This window comes from Erythrobacter sp. S57(2025) (assembly GCF_057365055.1).
Genome location: NZ_CP200299.1, coordinates 1983795 through 2001645 on the forward strand (window position 1 = coordinate 1983795; position 17851 = coordinate 2001645).

15 protein-coding genes are annotated in these 17851 nt (G+C 59.3%); all 15 read right to left on the bottom strand.

All coding sequences use genetic code 11. From position 1 onward, the window contains the following. Positions 1-110: 110 nt before the first annotated feature. The 15 genes from ftsA to AC0V6N_RS09665 all read right to left on the bottom strand — a co-directional run bounded on the left by ftsA (position 111) and on the right by AC0V6N_RS09665 (position 17502). Complete coding sequence (gene ftsA, locus AC0V6N_RS09595) at positions 111-1433, bottom strand: cell division protein FtsA (RefSeq protein WP_486171337.1); 1323 nt, start codon at positions 1431-1433, stop codon at positions 111-113. Next, entirely contained in the window at positions 1433-2335 is a 903-nt protein-coding gene (locus AC0V6N_RS09600; protein WP_486171338.1) for a cell division protein FtsQ/DivIB, read from the bottom strand. The genes ftsA and AC0V6N_RS09600 overlap by 1 nt, the downstream gene beginning before the upstream one ends. After that, the gene (locus AC0V6N_RS09605) at positions 2335-3312 is read right to left on the bottom strand and encodes a D-alanine--D-alanine ligase (protein WP_486171339.1); all 978 of its coding nucleotides are present in this window, start codon (positions 3310-3312) and stop codon (positions 2335-2337) included. Before AC0V6N_RS09605 ends, AC0V6N_RS09600 begins: the two co-directional genes overlap by 1 nt. Then, positions 3312-4238, bottom strand: coding sequence for a UDP-N-acetylmuramate dehydrogenase (gene murB, locus AC0V6N_RS09610; protein ID WP_486172462.1), 927 nt, complete (start codon positions 4236-4238; stop codon positions 3312-3314). Before murB ends, AC0V6N_RS09605 begins: the two co-directional genes overlap by 1 nt. Before the next feature lie 53 nt (positions 4239-4291). Next, positions 4292-5728 carry a UDP-N-acetylmuramate--L-alanine ligase gene (gene murC, locus AC0V6N_RS09615; protein ID WP_486171340.1) on the bottom strand — a complete coding sequence of 479 codons (1437 nt, stop codon included), beginning with the start codon at positions 5726-5728 and terminating at the stop codon, positions 4292-4294. Next, positions 5725-6945, bottom strand: a complete 1221-nt coding sequence (gene murG / locus AC0V6N_RS09620) for an undecaprenyldiphospho-muramoylpentapeptide beta-N-acetylglucosaminyltransferase (RefSeq protein ID WP_486171341.1) — start codon at positions 6943-6945, stop codon at positions 5725-5727. The genes murC and murG overlap by 4 nt, the downstream gene beginning before the upstream one ends. Next, positions 6942-8165 carry an FtsW/RodA/SpoVE family cell cycle protein gene (locus AC0V6N_RS09625; RefSeq protein ID WP_486171342.1) on the bottom strand — a complete coding sequence of 408 codons (1224 nt, stop codon included), beginning with the start codon at positions 8163-8165 and terminating at the stop codon, positions 6942-6944. The genes murG and AC0V6N_RS09625 overlap by 4 nt, the downstream gene beginning before the upstream one ends. Next, positions 8162-9553 (bottom strand): UDP-N-acetylmuramoyl-L-alanine--D-glutamate ligase, encoded by a 1392-nt coding sequence (gene murD, locus AC0V6N_RS09630; protein WP_486171343.1) that lies wholly within the window; start codon positions 9551-9553, stop codon positions 8162-8164. Before murD ends, AC0V6N_RS09625 begins: the two co-directional genes overlap by 4 nt. A gap of 19 nt (positions 9554-9572) precedes the next feature. Beyond that, positions 9573-10643 carry a phospho-N-acetylmuramoyl-pentapeptide-transferase gene (gene mraY / locus AC0V6N_RS09635; protein ID WP_486171344.1) on the bottom strand — a complete coding sequence of 357 codons (1071 nt, stop codon included), beginning with the start codon at positions 10641-10643 and terminating at the stop codon, positions 9573-9575. A gap of 21 nt (positions 10644-10664) precedes the next feature. Beyond that, on the bottom strand, positions 10665-12125 hold the full coding sequence (locus tag AC0V6N_RS09640) for a UDP-N-acetylmuramoyl-tripeptide--D-alanyl-D-alanine ligase (RefSeq protein WP_486171345.1): 1461 nt from the start codon (positions 12123-12125) through the stop codon (positions 10665-10667). Further along, positions 12122-13642: a UDP-N-acetylmuramoyl-L-alanyl-D-glutamate--2,6-diaminopimelate ligase gene (locus AC0V6N_RS09645; RefSeq protein ID WP_486171346.1), complete on the bottom strand. Its 1521-nt coding sequence runs from the start codon at positions 13640-13642 to the stop codon at positions 12122-12124. The genes AC0V6N_RS09640 and AC0V6N_RS09645 overlap by 4 nt, the downstream gene beginning before the upstream one ends. Then, entirely contained in the window at positions 13639-15324 is a 1686-nt protein-coding gene (locus AC0V6N_RS09650; RefSeq protein ID WP_486172463.1) for a peptidoglycan D,D-transpeptidase FtsI family protein, read from the bottom strand. Before AC0V6N_RS09650 ends, AC0V6N_RS09645 begins: the two co-directional genes overlap by 4 nt. A 140-nt stretch (positions 15325-15464) precedes the next feature. Continuing rightward, on the bottom strand, positions 15465-16040 hold the full coding sequence (locus tag AC0V6N_RS09655; protein ID WP_486171347.1) for a hypothetical protein: 576 nt from the start codon (positions 16038-16040) through the stop codon (positions 15465-15467). Next, positions 16037-16981: a 16S rRNA (cytosine(1402)-N(4))-methyltransferase RsmH gene (gene rsmH, locus AC0V6N_RS09660; RefSeq protein WP_486171348.1), complete on the bottom strand. Its 945-nt coding sequence runs from the start codon at positions 16979-16981 to the stop codon at positions 16037-16039. Before rsmH ends, AC0V6N_RS09655 begins: the two co-directional genes overlap by 4 nt. Then, positions 16978-17502: a division/cell wall cluster transcriptional repressor MraZ gene (locus AC0V6N_RS09665; protein ID WP_486171349.1), complete on the bottom strand. Its 525-nt coding sequence runs from the start codon at positions 17500-17502 to the stop codon at positions 16978-16980. The genes rsmH and AC0V6N_RS09665 overlap by 4 nt, the downstream gene beginning before the upstream one ends. Positions 17503-17851: the final 349 nt, after the last annotated feature.

The following is a 17851-nucleotide window of genomic DNA, read 5'->3' on the forward strand; positions in this document are numbered from 1 at the left end:
CGTCATGCGCCCGTTATACCGCTCAAATCCTTATCCACAGGCGGCTATTAACCCTGATACACGATCAAGGGCTGAGTTAGAATCCCACATTGACGACATTTTACATCGTTTCAGAAGTATTCTCGCACAGCTCGCCACCAGCGGTTGATGGCGAAAATGGAACCAATTGACCCGCCAAAATCAGCAGATGATGTGAAACGCGACCCGACCGCGCGGATATCGACGGGGTCTTCAGCAGCGTAAAGGCATAGGCCCGCAAGCCCTGCAAAACCCGGCGTCGCATGCGCTTCTGGCAATCCAGTAAGCGATGGCGCGCGGCCGATCCGCACCGGCATTGCCAGCGCGCTCTGAGTGAATTCGGCCAATCCAGCGAGTTCTGCGCCGCCGCCCGTTAGCACCACTTGCCCCGCGCTCGTGCCAGAAAAGCCCATTTCTTTGAGCGCCTTACCAATCTCGCCCGTCAATTGAGATTGGCTGGTGGTGATGACGGAAATCAATTCGGCGCGTGCAATCTGGTTCTTGTCGTCTGCGCCGCGTGCCGTCGGCCCCGAAGGTTCGCCCGCCCCCTCATTGGGGCCATGAACCGGGATCATTTCGCGATGATCACTTGGCGATGCAATCGCAGAACCCGAAACACACTTTAATCGTTCCGCCTGAAAACGGCGAATACCGAAGGCGCTGGCAATGGCGTCAGTGATATCGCCTGATCCCATCGGGATTGCACGAAGGCCCAAAAGCATACCTGCTGCAAAGACCGAGACATTCGTCACGTCTGATCCGATTTCGACCAATGCGACGCCAAGCTCGCGTTCTTCTTCAGCCAGACAGGCATATCCGGACGCAAGCGGCGCTGCGACAACGGCCTCAACTTCGAGATGCGCGTTCTGAACCGCTTCCATCAGATTACGCACCGGCGCGCCATCGGCCAGCATCACATGGACATCAACGCCCAGCCGCTCCGCATGAAGCCCGCGCGGGTTCGCAACGCCATGTGCGCCATCCAACGTGTAATGCGCTGGCTGTGCGTGCAGCACAGTGCGGCCATCAGGCTGGATCGTATCACGCGCCTCGATCAGGAGATGTTCGACATCCTCCTCTTCAATGCGGCGTCCACCAATATCGATTTCAACCTTGGAAACGCGGCTCGATAGGCCAGCGCCCGAACACGCAATCCAGACGCTTTGCACGCTGGTGCCTGCGTTCTTCTCGGCGCGCTCCACTGCATCGCGGATCGCATAGGTCGCCGCCTTCATGTCGGTGACATAGCCGCGTTTGATCCCTTGGGAGGCGCGGTGTCCCGATCCGAGCACGACCAACTCGCCCGTCTCCGTCTCGCCCATAATCATGGCAGAGATGCGGAAAGAGCCAACATTGACCGCGCCAAACACTTTGGCGAGGCGTGCCTTGGGCGCGTTGCTTTTTGATGCGGCCATCAGCTGCCACCGATTTCTTGCGCGTCAGCCCGTCCCGGCACACGCATGTAAATCCGCGGCGGTGAACGCATATCAAACGTTGCGACCTGTCCGCCCAGCAAGCGGTTCTGGCCATCCATACGCGCAAACTTCACCAGCGCGCTGGCCGATGTATCAGCGCCCTCAGGCAATGCGAGCACTTGTCCGCTTTTGAAAGAGAGATTCCAGCGACGATTGCCGACCCATTCGGCGGCCTCAACCTGCGGACCCAAGGCAGGCGCTGCAGCGAGCAGTTTCTCTAGCGGAGCAACTTGCTTTGCAGCACCAGGACCAGAGATACGCAGACGATCGCCTGCATCTTCGGCAGAAACGGTGGTCAGCTCTTCGCCCTCTGCGTCAATCAGCACCAGCCGGTCAGGCTTTTCGAGAACGGCATGCGGTTCACGTTCAACAATATCAATCGCAAGGGTCGATGGCAGTTGAATCGAAACGCGCGCATCCTTCACCCATGGCAGATCGAGCAATTCGGCGCGCAGCTCCTCAAGCTCAACTTGCGGCATGGGCCGGTCGCGTTCAGCCAAAGCGCGGGCATAAACTTCGCGCTCATCCATGCGGTTCGTACCGGTAACGCGCACATTCTTGACTTCGAACCCAGCATCAGAGGCCATAGCGGCAACCTGCGCATTGGCCATGGCTGGCACGCCTGCGAGGTTTGCAATCACAAAGGCGAGGCCAACACCTGCACCAATAATCACCGTCATCCAGATCGTGCTCCACTGCTCATCGGTAAATGGCAGCAGGCCCATTGCCCGGTCTACAATCCCCGTGGTCTTGGCCTTGGCCCGGCGCGCGCCAGCAGCGCGGCTTTGCGATTTGGCGGCGCGGCGAACGCCTTTGCTTGAAGCTCGCTTGATCCTGGCCATCAGGCGTCCTCCTCAATTTTCGAAGCCTTATCGTGCACGCGCAATGCTTCCATGACGATCAGCTCGACCAATTCGGCGTAGCCAATGTCGGCGTGACGCGCCTGCTCTGGCACGAGGCTGAGCGGTGTCATGCCCGGCTGTGTGTTGGTCTCGAGGACGAACAGGCCCTCTTCACCCAGTTCATCATCCCAGCGGAAATCTGTACGGCTGGTGCCGTGACAACCCAGCACGTGGTGCGCCTTGATCGCATATTCCTCGCAAAGCGCCGCGATTTCGGTTGGCACTTTGGCAGGGCAAACATGCTGCGTCCGGCCTTCGGTGTATTTGTGCTCGTAATCGTAAAAGCCGCTTTCGATAATCAGCTCGGTCACACCCAGAGCGCGCGGGCCGCTTGCCCCGTCAATCACCGCGGTGGTGAGCTCGCGTCCTTTGATGAAGGGTTCGGCGAGCAATTGCTCGAACTCTTGCCATGGCCCCTCGGCTTCGCGCGCAATAGGATTGCCGACATTCGAATCTTCGGTGATGATAGCAACACCGACGGAAGAGCCTTCATTCACGGGTTTGAGGACATAAGGGCGCGGCAAGGGATCGCGCTCATGCAATTCCTGAGTCTCAACAATGCGGCCGCCGGGCATAGGAATACCGTGGGGCACCAGCGCTTGTTTGGTAAGTTGCTTGTCAATCGCGATCACGGAAGTCGCAAGGCCGGAATGCGTGTAAGGAATGCCCATCAGGTCGAGCATGCCCTGAACCGTGCCATCTTCACCCGGAACGCCGTGGAGCGCATTGAACACCACGTCAGGCTTTAACTCAGCAAGGCGCACGGCCACATCGCGGCCCATATCAACGGGCGTCACCTTGTGGCCATTCATCTCAAGCGCATCACAAACACCCGCGCCGGATGAGAGCGAGACTTCCCGCTCATTCGCCCAGCCGCCCATGAGGACTGCAATATGAAGAGGTGGTTTTTGGGTCATTATGGCCGCCCCACCCGCTTGATTTCCCATTCGAGTTGGATGCCCGAATTGGCGTAGACCTTCTCGCGCACCAGCTCGCCCAGCTCTTCGATCTCAGTCGAGGTAGCGGTGCCGGTGTTGATGAGGAAATTGCAGTGTTTCTCGCTCACTTGCGCGCCGCCATGTTTGTAGCCGCGCAGGCCCGCTGCATCGACCAGCTTCCATGAGGAATGGCCTTCGGGGTTCTTGAAGGTCGAACCGCCGGTCATGCTGCCAATGGGCTGCGATTCTTTGCGTTCAGAAGAGATGCGATTCATCTCTGCCTTAATCGTGTCGGGGTCACCGGGGAAGCCTTTGAAGCGGACTTCGACCACGATTGAGCCCTCTGGCAAGGCAGAGTGGCGGTAGGAATATTGCAGGTCCGCATTGGTCAGCGTCACGAACTGACCATCGGGCAGCACTACGTCGCAATCGACCAGCACATCGCAAGTCTCGCGGCCATAGCATCCGCCATTCATCTTGGTGACGCCGCCGACCGAGCCGGGAATGCCGGTCAAGAACGTCATGCCGTCAATGCCAGCCTTAGCAGCGCGGCGTGCGACTTTGTTTGCAGGGGCAGCAGCGCCCGCTTTGACAGTCGTGTCGCCGGTCACTTCAACCTCGGCGAATTGCGGGCCAAGCTTGATCACAACGCCCGGCACACCGCCATCGCGAATGATCATGTTTGAGCCAACGCCGAGCGCCATGATCGGGATCGTGCCGTCCAACGCCTCGCAAAAGCTTTTGAGGTCTTCCAAGTCAGCGGGTTCAAACAGCCAGTCCGCCTTGCCGCCACTGCGGAACCAGACATGTTTGTCGAGCGGTGCGCCTTGCGTCAGTTTGCCACGAATATTGCCCAGCGGCACGGGCGCAGACACATCACCCTCGACCGAGCATGTTGGTGCCATGCCAGTATCAAGATCGTTCAATTCGCCAGGCTGCCGGTTGTTCATCTGTCCGCTCATGCCCCCCGATGTGAATCAATTGCCGCGCTGAGGGTAGCCGCCCACTTGGTGATATCCCCCGCGCCGAGGCATACGATGATGTCTCCGGGTGCAATTTCGCCTGCAAGTGTGGCTGCAAGGTCGCTTTGTGAGCCTGTTGTCGCGGCGGAGCGGTGACCGCGCGATTTAAGGCCGGCGACCAAGGCATCTGCATTCACGCCGTCAATTGGGTCTTCGCCCGCTTCGAAAACTGGAGTGACGAACACAATGTCTGCATCGTTAAAACAGCTTTGGAAGTCGTCCATCAGATCATTGAGGCGCGTGTAGCGATGCGGCTGAGCGACTGCGATCACGCGGCCTCCGTCAGGTCTTGCCAGAACAGCTTCGCGCGCAGCGCCAAGGACCGCGCGGATTTCAACCGGGTGATGCGCGTAATCGTCAATAATCGTGGCCTTGCCGCCATCAAGCGCGACCTCGCCCACTTTGGTAAAGCGGCGGCGCACGCCGCTAAAGCTGCCAAAGCCTTTGCTGATAACTTCGTCTTCGCAGCCCATCTCTATCGCGACCGCAATTGCGGCGAGTGCGTTTTGGACATTGTGGCGGCCCGGCATGGGCAGGTGCACGCCTTCGATCCGGCGGTCCTCTTCACCGCGCTGACGGATGATCACATCGAAAGTGCTGCCACCATCCACGGGCCGCACGTTCACGCCGCAAATATCGGCCTGAAGCGAGAAGCCATAAGTGACAACTTTGCGATCGCGGATATTGCCAATGACCGCCTGAACCTCTGGGTGGTCAACGCAAAGGATCGCCGCGCCATAAAACGGCACGTTGTGAATGAACTCGACAAACGCCTTCTTCACCCCATCAAAATCGCCGTAATGATCGAGGTGTTCGGGATCGATATTGGTGACGACCGCGATTGTGCCATCGAGCCGCAGGAAGCTACCATCGCTTTCATCGGCCTCGACAACCATCCAGTCGCTATCGCCCAGCCGCGCGTTAGAGCCATATTGCTCAATAATCCCACCATTGATGACGGTGGGATCAACTTCGCCCGTGTCGAGCAGGGCAGCGATCATGCTGGTCGTGGTCGTTTTGCCATGCGTACCCGCAACCGCGACGGTGGATTTAAGCCGCATAAGCTCCGCCAGCATCTCGGCGCGGCGCACCACGGGGATGCGTTCTTCAATCGCGGCGGCAACCTCTGGATTGGTGCGGCGAACGGCGGTGGAGGTAACGACAACTGCGACGCCCTCCACGTTTTCCTTGGCATGACCGACATGGATCGTGATGCCGCGCGCGCGCAGGCGTTCAACACTTGGCCCTTCGGCAATGTCGCTGCCTTGAACCGAGTAGCCGAGGTTGTGCATCACCTCAGCAATGCCCGACATGCCGATCCCGCCGATGCCGACAAAGTGGATCGTGCCAATATCTGTACCGACACCCTTCATGCAGGCGCATCCTTTGACGCGTCGCATGTAGCAGTCTGAGTTTGGGTGGCGGTGGCAGCGGTACGCGGAGCGGTTTCGCCCACGCGGATCACGTCCATCATGTCGATCCCGCCCATACTTTCCATCAGGTCAGCAAGTTCCTTTGCCGCTTTGGGCCGTCCACAATTCCATGCGCCATGGGCTGCGTTGGAAAGGCTCGCTGGGTTTTGAGCGAGCGCCTGTATTTGCTTGGCCAGTTCTTTCGGCGTGAAACGGTCCTGCCGGATCATGCGCGCGCCGCCTGCTTTGACGATTTCACCGGTATTAACCGCCTGATGATCGTCGGTTGCAATCGGCAGCGGCACCAGAATTGCGGGCCGCCCCACAGCGGTCAGCTCTGCAATGGTTGAGGCACCAGCGCGCCCGATAAACAGATGCGTGCCGGCAAGGCGTTCGTGCATGTCTTCGAAATAGGTGCCCAGCTCCGCAGGGATATCGTGCGTCGCGTAGCGTTCGCGAACTTTGTCGACATCTTCGCTGCGGCATTGCTGGGTTACTTGCAATCGGCTGCGCAGGGCAGGCGGCAACATCGCCAGACCATCGGGCACGACATCGGAAAGGACGCTCGCACCCTGCGAACCACCTGTGATGAGAACTCGCAGCAAGCCTTCTTCTGTCAGGACGGGGAAGTCTTCATCGCGTAGCGCCAGCACTTCTTCGCGCACTGGATTGCCGACCAGATGGGTCTTTTCGACATGCTTGGGCTTCAGCCGTTCAATCTCAGGATAAGAGGTCGCGATTGCATCCACCCGGCCTGCCAGCAGTCGGTTGACCCGGCCAAGCACCGCATTTTGCTCGTGCACGACGCTAGGGATCTTTGCCCCGGTTGAGGCGAGCAAAGCGGGAAATGCGGGGTAGCCGCCAAAGCCGATAACGCCAGCAGGCTCAAAGCTTTCAAACAGGCGCAAGGCCATATTGCGCCCTTCAAGCACCGCGCGAACGCCGCCAATCCAGCGTAGCGGATTCTTGCCAAAGCGGCCCGCGGGCAGGACGTGAGCGGTCAGAAAGTCAGGCTTGCCCGGAATATTCGCGCCGCGCTCATCGGTGATCAACGCCACGTGATGCCCACGCGCGTGCAGTTCATGTGCAAGCGCAAAGGCCGGGATCAGATGCCCGCCAGTGCCCCCTGCGGCGAGGACGAAGTGGCGGCTTGCGCCTTTCCGTGGCTCGCTATTCATGCGCTTCTTTCCTTTCGGCCCGATGTCGGGCGAGCAAACAGGTCTTTGATACCCGGCCGCTCTCGCTCAAGAAATGGATTGCGGCGAGTGATCGCTAAGAGCAGTCCGATAGTGAAACACACCGCGATCGTCGATGACCCGCCATAGCTGACCAGTGGCAAAGTCATCCCCTTAGATGGGAACAGCTGGAGATTTACCAGCATATTGATGAACGCTTGCCCACCAAGCAAGGTAACGAGACCAGCGCCTGCAAGAAGAGCAAAAAGGTTCTCTTCATCGACCAGCCGGATCAGTGCGCGCGCGACAATTGCGACATAGAGCAGCAGGACCACCGCGCACATTATAAGGCCAAACTCTTCACCGATGACGGAGAAAATATAGTCGGTATGCGCCTCTGGCAGGCTCATCTTGCGCGTGCCCAGCCACAAACCACTGCCCGTCCATCCGCCATTGAGCAGTGTGCGCTGCGCGAGGTCGACCTGATCAAACGCGGTGCCGCCGCCAAAGAAGCTGTCGATCCGGCTGCGCGCATTGTCATAGAAGAAATAGGCCGCCGTCAGCCCGCCGATACCAGCGCCGATCAGTGCGGCAATCCGCGCAAGCGAAACGCCAGAAAGCACCACCAGCACAAACCACACTCCGCCAAACAGGATTGTCGCGCCAAGGTTGGGTTGCAGCATCAAGAGCGCCGCAACCAGAGCCATCGTCAGCGTCGCATAACCGAGCACTGGCAGGCTCGCATCGCGAAGCCGCCAAGACAACATCCATGCAAGTAGAACCGCGAAACCGGGTTTCAAAAACTCGCTAGGCTGCAGGCTCATGCCGAGCTCCAACCAGCGCCGAGCGCCGTTTCGCTCTACCCCGATGAGCGGTACAAGGAACAGCAGGAACAGCATCCCGATAGCCATCAAAATGCCAAGCCTGCGCGCATCTTCACGGCTCGCAAAAGACACCAGAAGCATAGTGCCAAGGCCCAGCATCTGGAACACAATGTGCCGTTTGAAGAAGACGAATTCGGCCACCTCATATTGGCGACCGGCCGCTGGCGATGCAGCGGCCACGGCGACGGTGCCAAGCACCATGAGCAAGATGACAAGGCCAAGCAGCCATTTGTCAATTTCACGCCACCACACCCGAACGCGCTCTGTGATCCCCCTGCGCACAGGCACAGGGGCATGGAACGTCGCATCGCCGCGCGGGGAGGAGAACACAGTGCTCATGCAGCTTCGTCCTTTTCAAAGAAAGCCGGTGAGCAATCCTGCGCATCCTCAGCAATCACGCCGACAAGCTGGCGGAAATGCTCGCCACGCTTTTCGTAATCGCGGAACTGATCAAAGCTCGCACAAGCAGGCGAGAACAGCACCACATCACCAGACTTGCTGGCTTCGCGTGCGCGGCTGACCGCTTCGCTGATCAGTTCGCAACGCTCAACATTGGGCACATGGCCTTCAAGCAGTTCGGAAAAGCGTGGGCCAGCCTCCCCAACTGTGTAGACAGCGGCAACATTGCCAAGGTGATCGGCAGTCGCGCCCAGCCCATCCTCTTTTGCAAGGCCACCGACGATCCAATGGACCCTGCGCGCGCCATCCCGAATACTTGCATCCGGCGGGAACGCGGCCAGTGCTGGCGCGGTCGAGGCGGTGTTGGTTGCTTTGCTATCGTTGATGTAGAGCACACCGTCTTCCTCGCACACGCCTTCCATGCGGTGCGGCAGGCTGCGGAAACGGGGGAGCGCGTGCTGCCATTGCGATGGCTTCACGCCAAGCTCTTCAACAATTGCGATCGAAATCGCCGCATTTTGCAAATTGTGTGGACCTTGCAGGCTGGGCCAATGGGGCTGAAGCGGGCGCAGCATGTCAAGATTGACACCAACCGCCCGGCCCAAAGCGCGGCGCGCCTTCTCCACATCAAAGACTTCACCAGCGGGCGCTTCAAGCGAGCCAAACACCGCCAAGTTCTGCGCCGACTGCATTTCGAACAGCCGCGCTTTAGAAGCGGCATAGGCTTCGAAACCGTCATACCGATCCAGATGATCAGGAGTGATATTGGTCAGCGCAGCAACGTCGCAATCGAGCTGCGTCGTCAGGTCAATCTGATAACTCGACAGCTCCAGCACATAGACGCCCTCACCCTGCTCGTTTGGCGCAAGGGGTGCTTGGCCCATGATTGGATCGCCAATATTGCCGCCCAGAACGCTGGGAATGCCCGCCATTTGCAGGATATGATGGATCAGCGCGACGCAGGTTGATTTGCCGTTTGTGCCGGTCAGCCCAACAACCTTGTGCGGCAGCAGGTCAGCCCTTGCGAGTGCGAACAGCTCAATATCGCCAATCACCGGCACGCCGAACTGCGCAGCATGGCCAGCGATGGGGTGCGCGTTGAGTGGCACTCCGGGTGAAACCACCACACCGTCAAATCCGCTAAGGTCGATCTCGAGCGGGTCCGCCACATTGCAGCGCCCTTCGAACGCGGCGCGCGCCACATCTTGCCGATCCCACACGGTCAGATCCGCCCCGCTTGCCAGCAATGCCTCTGCCGCAGCCGCGCCGGATCGCGCGAGCCCGAGGATCGCGTAACGTTTCCCGGCAAAGGCAGTGGAGGTGATCATGGCGGTTGCGGGTCTTTTCCTACCTCAGTTTGAGTGTCGACAGGCCGATCAGCGCAAGGATGATTGCAATGATCCAGAACCGGATCACGACCTTGCTCTCGCTCCAACCGAGCTGTTCGAAATGGTGATGAATGGGGGCCATACGGAACACGCGTTTGCCCGTCCGCTTGAACCAGAAAACTTGGATAATGACGCTGAGCGCTTCAAAAACGAACAGGCCGCCAACGATAGCGAGGACGACTTCGTGGTGAGCCGCAACAGCAATCGCGCCCAATGCTCCGCCTAGCGCAAGCGAACCGGTATCGCCCATAAACACCGCAGCAGGCGGCGCATTAAACCATAGAAAGGCAAGCCCTGCCCCCATGATCGCTGCGCAGAACACGGCGAGCTCGCCCGCGCCAGCGACATGCGGGATGCCGAGATACTCACTGAAATCCGCGCGCCCCACGAGGTAGGCGATAATCGCAAAGGTGCCGCTCGCGATGATAACCGGCATGATCGCAAGGCCATCAAGCCCATCAGTCAGGTTCACCGCATTGCCCGCGCCCACCATCACAAAGGCGGCAAAGACATAATAGGCAGGTCCCAGCGGTATCTCCACGTCGGAGAAGAAGGGGATATACAGGTTCGTGTTGATCTGGCTGACAATCAGATAGCTCGCGACGCCGGCCACCGCGAATTCCAGCAGCAGTCGGATTTTACCCGAAAGGCCCGCATGGCTGTTCTTGGTCACCTTGTCATAATCATCGACGAAACCGATCAGGCCAAAACCGATTGTGACAGCAAGACACGCCCAGACAAACGGATTGGTAAGGTCCATCCATAGCAGCAGCGACAGCGTGAGCGAGACAAGGATCATCAGCCCGCCCATCGTCGGCGTGCCTACTTTGGCCTGATGGCTTTCTGGCCCATCGGCGCGGATTGGCTGCCCCTTGCCCTGCCGCACACGCAGCATATTGATGAAGCGCGGGCCGATAAACAAACCCAGCACCAATGCCGTCATCAGCGCCGCGCCAAAGCGGAACGTCTGATAACGCACCAGATTGAAGAGCCCTTCAAAGCCAAGCCATTCTGCGAGCAGATAAAGCATCTAAATCCCTTGAGGCCTCCCCTATCCGAGGCCTTGTGTGAAGTGTGACACCAGCCTGCCAAGACCAATTGAGTTGGAGCCCTTTACGAGCACCGCGTCGCCATGGGTGAGGGAAAATTCCTGAAGCGCCTGGATCGCCTCGGCAGGGCTATCGCAATGCGCGAAAGTGCCGTCAAAGCCAAGCGAAAGGGCGCTCCTTCTCCCCAGTTCAGCGCTTAGAGCGCGCATCTCATCGCCCACGCAGATCACATGGTCGATTTTTGCCTCTACCAATGGCTCTGTCAGCTGTGCGTGAAACTTGGGAGCGAAGTCGCCCAGCTCCATCATGCTGCCAAGCACGGCAATACGACGATGCGCAGGTGTTTGGCCCAATGCTTTGAGCGTTGCGCGCATGCTGGCGGGGTTTGCGTTATAGCTTTCATCGATCAGCAGCGCTTTGCCGCCGGTCGCTTCGATATTGAAACGCGCGCCGCGGCCTTTCAGCCCGCCCATCTCAGCCAAAGCGAGGCCAGCGCTGGCAAGATCGCCGCCTGCCGCCCGCACTGCCGCCATGACGCCAAGCGAATTGGTGATCCAATGTTCGCCCGGCTCCGCCACGGAATAACACAGACGCTGCGAGCCCAGGTCTGCTGTGACAAGCGAACCGCCATTGGCAACAGGGATTGCATCGAGCAGACGCACATCTGCATCAGGATGACGGCCAAAAGTCACGATCTTCACGCCCAATTTCTCAGCATGCGCCACCATCCGATCGGTGTAATCCGTATCCGCCGGGATAATCGCAGTGCCACCCTCGACTAAGCCGGTGAAAATCTGCGCCTTCTCATCCGCAATCGCCTCCATACTGCCCAAATTCTCGATATGAGCAGGTGCGAGCGTTGTGATCAGCGCGACATGCGGTCGAACATGATAAGCGAGAGGTGCAATTTCGCCCTCGTGGTTCATGCCCATTTCAAACACGCCAAATTTGGCGCGCGCTGGCAGTCGCGACAAGCTAAGCGGCACACCGACATGATTGTTGTAACTGCGCACAGACCGGTGAGCAGCGCCTCGGCTCGCGCGGTCGAGTGAGGCGAAAATGGCCTCTTTTACGCCGGTTTTGCCGACTGAACCTGTTACCCCAATGCGCACCGCTTCGCTGCGGGTCCGTGCAGCGTGGGCAAGCGCGTGGAGCGCTGCGGTTGTGTCTTCAACTTGAACATGGGGGAAGTCGACCGGGCGGTCTGTGATCGCAGCAACTGCTCCGTTGGCGAACGCCTTGGCGATGAATTTGTGGCCATCCATCGCCTCGCCCTTGAGCGCGACGAAGAGGTCTCCGGGGCGCACATCACGGCTGTCCATTTCGACGCCGGAAGCTTGGAAAGCGTGGCTTGCGCGGCCACCCGTGGCAGCTTCGACAGCGGCGCTATCCCACAGCGCGAGCGGCAAAACATCGCGGCGGTCAGCGGGCCAGGCGCGAAGGAGAGCGTGTGCAGCCTTCATGCCGTCACCTCATGTGCGCATTCGCGCGCGACTGCCACGTCGTCAAACGGCAATACTCGCATTGTCTCTCCAGCCCCGATTATCTGACCCTGTTCATGACCCTTGCCTGCCACAAGGACGATGTCATTTGCGCCCGCTTCACGAATGGCGGCGAGGATTGCCTCGCGCCGGTCGCCTATATCGCGGATATGTGACGCGCCTTTTGCACCTGCCAGTACATCTGCGCGGATTGCCTGCGGGCTTTCGCCGCGTGGATTATCGTCGGTCACAATGGCGAAATCAGCGGCGCGGGCCGCAACTTCGCCCATTGGCGCGCGCTTGCCCGTATCGCGGTCTCCGCCGGCGCCAAACACCACGACCAGCTTGCCGCCCTTTTCGTTGTCGACATGCGGGCGAAGCGCGGCAATCGCGGCTTCCAAAGCATCCGGCGTATGTGCATAATCGACATAGACCGGCGCGCCAGCGGGAGAAATGACCGCGCGTTCAAGCCGCCCGCGCACTGGCTGCAAACGACCAATTGCATCAAACACTTGCGAAGGTGAAGAGCCCGTCGCCAGCGCTAGCGCCGACGAAGTCAAAGCATTCGCGGCCTGATATTCGCCGATCAGAGGCAGCTTGATCGAGCGCGTCTGCCCATCAAATTCCACTTCGAGCACCTGCCCCAATTGGGTGGCGCTACGATCGACGAGACGCAGGTAGGTGTCACGCTTGTTCCCATTGGGGTGAGAACCCTGCGTCTCGCCGACAAGAAGCACACGCAGGTCACGTTTTTGCGCATGCTCGATGGCTTTGGCAGTCCATTCGCAATCCTGCCCGCCATACCAGATAATCGCTGATCCGCCCGGTTCGACCACTTCGTCAAACAGGCGCATCTTGGCCGCGAAGTATTCTTCCATGCTCGCATGGTAATCCAAGTGATCGCGGCTGAAATTGGTGAAGGCTCCGGCTTTTACGCGCAGGCCTTCATTGCGAAATTGCGAAAGACCGTGGCTGGAGGCTTCATAGGCAACATGCGTCACCCCTTCGCGTGCCAGCCCGCTCATATTGGAAAGAAACGTCACGATATCAGGCGTGGTCAGCCCGGTGGAGACGCTTTCATCCGGTGTTGTCACACCCAAAGTACCAATGCTGGCCGCGCGCTCTCCGCACATGCGCCAGATCTGGCGGGTCATCTCAACATTGGAGGTTTTGCCATTAGTGCCGGTGACGGCGACCACGGTGTCAGGAACCGGCGTAAAGAACCCGCTGGCGAGCTGAGCAAAGGTGCGGCGTGGTTCGTCGCTGGCAATATGCAGCGCGCCTTCAACCTTGGCTTGCGTAGAAGCGACGACAGCCACTGCGCCCGCTTCGATGGCCGCAGGGATGAAGTCTTCCGCGTTGAAATTTGCCCCCCGAAACGCGCCAAAGACAGTACCGGGCGCAATCTTGCGGTGGTCAATCGCAAAGCCGGTAACGGCGATGTCGCCTGCTCCGCTCGCGTCCAATCCGGCCCGCTCGATCAGCCCCGCCAGCTTCATCGCTGTCCCTCGATCAGGTAGCGTAAATCCGAAATATCAACATCGCGCGTTGCATCAGGGCGCACGCCCAGCATCGGGCCGATGCGTGGGATCAGCTCACCCACAATCGGCGCGGCAGTGTAAGCGGCGGTACGCTGACCAGACGATGCAGCGGTCCCGCGTGGCTCATCCAGAACCGTAACAACGACATAGCGTGGACGCTCCATCGGAAACGCGGCCGCAAACGAAGAAATCAGCGCGGTTTGTGCATAGCCACCACGGCGCGCCTTCTCAGCGGAGCCAGTCTTACCACCCACACGGTATCCTGCGGCATCAGCGCTCTTACCTGTGCCGTAAATCGAGATCATCCGCATCAATTGGCGCATACGAGATGAGGTTGACGCCTTAAACACCCGCCGCCCGCGCGGCGCTTCGCCACCTTCAAGCTTGCGCAGGGTCGCCGGACGCCAAATGCCGCCATTCACCATCGCGGCATAGCCGGTCGCAAGATGCATTGGCGTTACCGCAATACCGTGGCCATAGCTGACCGTCATATTGGAAAGCCGCGACCATGTGCCGTTGGGGCGCGCCTGCGGCCATTGCGGCGTGCCGCGCGCATTCAGCTCAATCTGCGGCGCGTCCCTCATGCCAAGATCGGTCATCAGCTGGCGCATCTTCGCCTCGCCCAGCTCATCACCAATCCGCATCGTTACGGTGTTGGATGAGTAAGCCAGTGCTTGGGCCACATTCAGGCGGTCACCTTTATAGCTAAGGTCCTTAAACTCGCGGCCTGACATCTCAACCGGCGTCGCATTCCATGATGCGCCAATATCGCGCACGACGCCTGCATCAATCGCGGCGGCGACGGTAAGCGGCTTGAACGTCGAGCCAAGCTCATAGGTCGCGTTGGTCACGCGGTTATAGATATTGGGTGAGTGCTGCGCGCTTTCGAGGTTGGGATCAAAATCAGGAAGCGAAGCCATCGCCATCACTTCGCCTGTATCAACGTCCAAAACGATACCCGCTGCACCGATTGCTTGCGTGGCGAGCATGCCGCGGCGCAGCTCATCTTCAAGAGCGCCCTGCACGCGCAGGTCAATGGATAGCGCCACAGGCTGCCCGCGCAGTTCAGGATCGGAAAGCTGCGCGTCGAGCACTTCCTCCATCCCAAATGCCCCTTCGAGGCGGCCCTCATCATTCTCCAGCGCAAAGCCAAGAACATGCGCGCCCAGCGATCCTTGCGGATAGTGGCGGTCATATTCACGCGGAATTTCCAACGCGACCTCGCCCAGTTCAAACACCTTATTCGCATCCTCAGGAAGGACGCGCCGCATCAGATAACCGCCCCGCTCTGATGACAAGATGCGGACGGTGCGCTCTGTATCGAGGTCAGGGAAAATGGCCTTGAGGCGCGCGGCCACTTCTTGCGGGTCACCCACAAGCGGCGCTTCGCCTTCGCCCATTGCCCGCGGGTTGAACCACAGCGCATAGGCCGGGAATGTGCGGGCAAGCGGCGTGCCGTTGCGATCAGTGATTTCACCACGCGGTGGCAGCAATGCTTCAGCCAAGCTGGTCTGGCTGGGCGCAGCGCCCACGAAGCCGAGATAGCCGATCCGCAGCAATGCGACGGCGGCCACAAACACAAATCCTGCGATAATCACGAACAGACGCAGACGTGCGGTGATCAGCAGGCTGTGACGCATCGCGACCGTTTTCACTCGGCCAGCAGGCAGCGCGGTTTGATGACCCTGCCTCACCTGGGTGGCGGCGTCGTCGCTTGATGTTCTTGAGAATGCGGAAGCTAGACCACCATTTTGGCGTCCGCCATCAAGCGCAAAGACGTTCATTCGCTAACCTCTGCGGCCAAAGCGACCTCGCCCGCTATCGCGCTCGCACTGCCAAGCGGCGTTTGCGCATTGGCGGTGCGGATGGGCGAGGCTTCAATCAAGAAATCGCCAAAGGCTTCGGTGAACACGGCTCCCGCATCGGCGACTTCTGTATTGGCAGAGGCAAGCGTTACTGGCTCTCCGGTGACCGGCGAGACCATTTCACCCGGCTGAGTGTTCGCTTCAGCTAAATCGGTGCGTGCCACGCGAATGGGCGACGGGGCATCTGGGCCAAGCGGTTGACCGAGCTTGGCCAGATCGCGTTCATTATCGAGGTACTGGTCCGCGCGCGGCGCTTCATAACCCAGCTCAACCGCGTTCCAATTGGCAAGCTGTCGCTGGCTGGCGCGAGTCTGAAACTCGGTCTCCAGCATTTGTGTTTCGCGCTCGAGCGAGATGATCTGTCGCTCAGCCAATTGCACTTCGCTCTTCACCGCGTGCACGTTAAAGCTCAGCACGGCGAACAATGCGAGACAGGCCGCGAGGACGGCAACCCAACCAATCTGACGAATACGTGATCCTGCGACGATCATGCGAATGCTCCTTCTTTACGGGGTGAAGCAGCGGTGCGGATGGCGTGACGCAAAGTGGAGGAGCGCGCGCGGGGGTTGCGCTCAATTTCTGCGTCGCTTGGGCGGATGGCTTTGGAGACCTTAGTGAAGACAGGCGGCGGTCCGGGAATTTCGCCGGGAAGATGGCGGGAGACAGCGCGGCCTGCGCCAGAGGCTTCTTTCAGGAAGCGTTTGACGATGCGGTCTTCGAGAGAATGGAAGCTGACAACGGCCAAAACACCGCCTTCGCGCAGCAGATTTTCTGCGGCGTTCAGCCCAGCGCGAAGCTCACCCAGTTCATCATTCACATGGATGCGAACGGCCTGAAAGCTGCGGGTCGCAGGGTCTTTTTTGTCATGCGGTTTGTGCCCGAGCGCGCGGCGAACCACGCGGGCAAACTCGCCTGTTGTCTCAAGCGGGCGAGCGGCGACGATCGCGCGAGCCACACGGCGCGACTGGCGTTCTTCGCCGTAATGGTAGAGCACATCTGCAATGGCGGCTTCGTCAGCGGAATTGAGGAAGTCAGCGGCGCTTTCGCCATCCGCGCTCATCCGCATGTCGAGCGGACCGTCTTGCTGGAATGAGAAGCCACGCTCGCCTTGGTCGAGCTGCATGGAGGATACGCCGATATCCATCACGACAGCATCAACATGCGGCACGCCAATACGCGCCATTTCCTCGCGCATGGCGGAGAAACGCTCAGCGTGAAGCGACAAGCGTCCGTCAAATTCGGCAACCATGCCAGCGCCATCGCGGATCGCATTGGGATCACGGTCAAAACCATAAACCCGCGCACCGCGCTCAAGCAAAGCGCGCGAATAGCCGCCCGCGCCGAACGTCGCGTCAATGACCGAAAGACCATCAGCAGGATTGATCGCGGCGACAACTTCATCAAGCAGGACAGGGACATGAGGAGCGGTCACTTTGCCCCTCCCTTCTTCGCCAGCTTGGCTTCGAATTCAGAGATTTGTTTTCGGCACGCAGCCTGCGCACCCTTATATGCAGGGCCCATTTGCGCGAGCTCTTCAGGGTTCCAGATCAGGAAGAACTCACCTGCGCCCTGGAAGAACAAGCCTTCGCCCACAACACCGAGATCACGCAGATATTCGGGCATGACGAAGCGGCCGCTGTCATCAAAAGGCAGCTGCTCGAAGCCAAATAATTGCTGCGCGCGAGTATCATAGTCGAAATCGGCATTGCCCATCTGGACCGCGCGATCTTGCTCGCTATCAAGTTTCTTCTGAAGGCTTTCAATGCGCGAGAGGCCAAAGCCGATAAGGCAATCAAACTTGTCATGCGCGCCAAGGCACAGGGTCTTCACCCCGCCTGATGAATCCTTCACCGCTTTCCGGAATGCGGGAGGCAGCACGAAACGCCCCTTATCGCCCGCAGGCGAAAAGGCGTAACCGCTATATGCTCCTCCAAGTGCTCCCGGCGCTGGCACGCGCAAATTCCCTTCCCTAGTGGACCAGCGATTGCGCCAGCCCGATTACCCTCTTCAGACATACCTTCCCTGCCGCCGCGCCCGCGCGAACGGGAGCAGCGCGCCAACTCAAACGAGAGGCGCGAGGCAAACAGCCATGTTTGATGGAATCCGGACATATCGGGGAACCGGACGGGTTTCTAGGGTATTTCTAGGGAAATCACGGGATTACTTGGTAAATATCTGATTAACTTTGATTTTTATGTTGTAACAAATTGCTTATCCACAAGCCTCGATGCGAAGAATCCCTTAAATTCCCGGTCTGAACCCCATGAAATCCCGCAATTTTCCGAATCCAGCGACTCCAAAT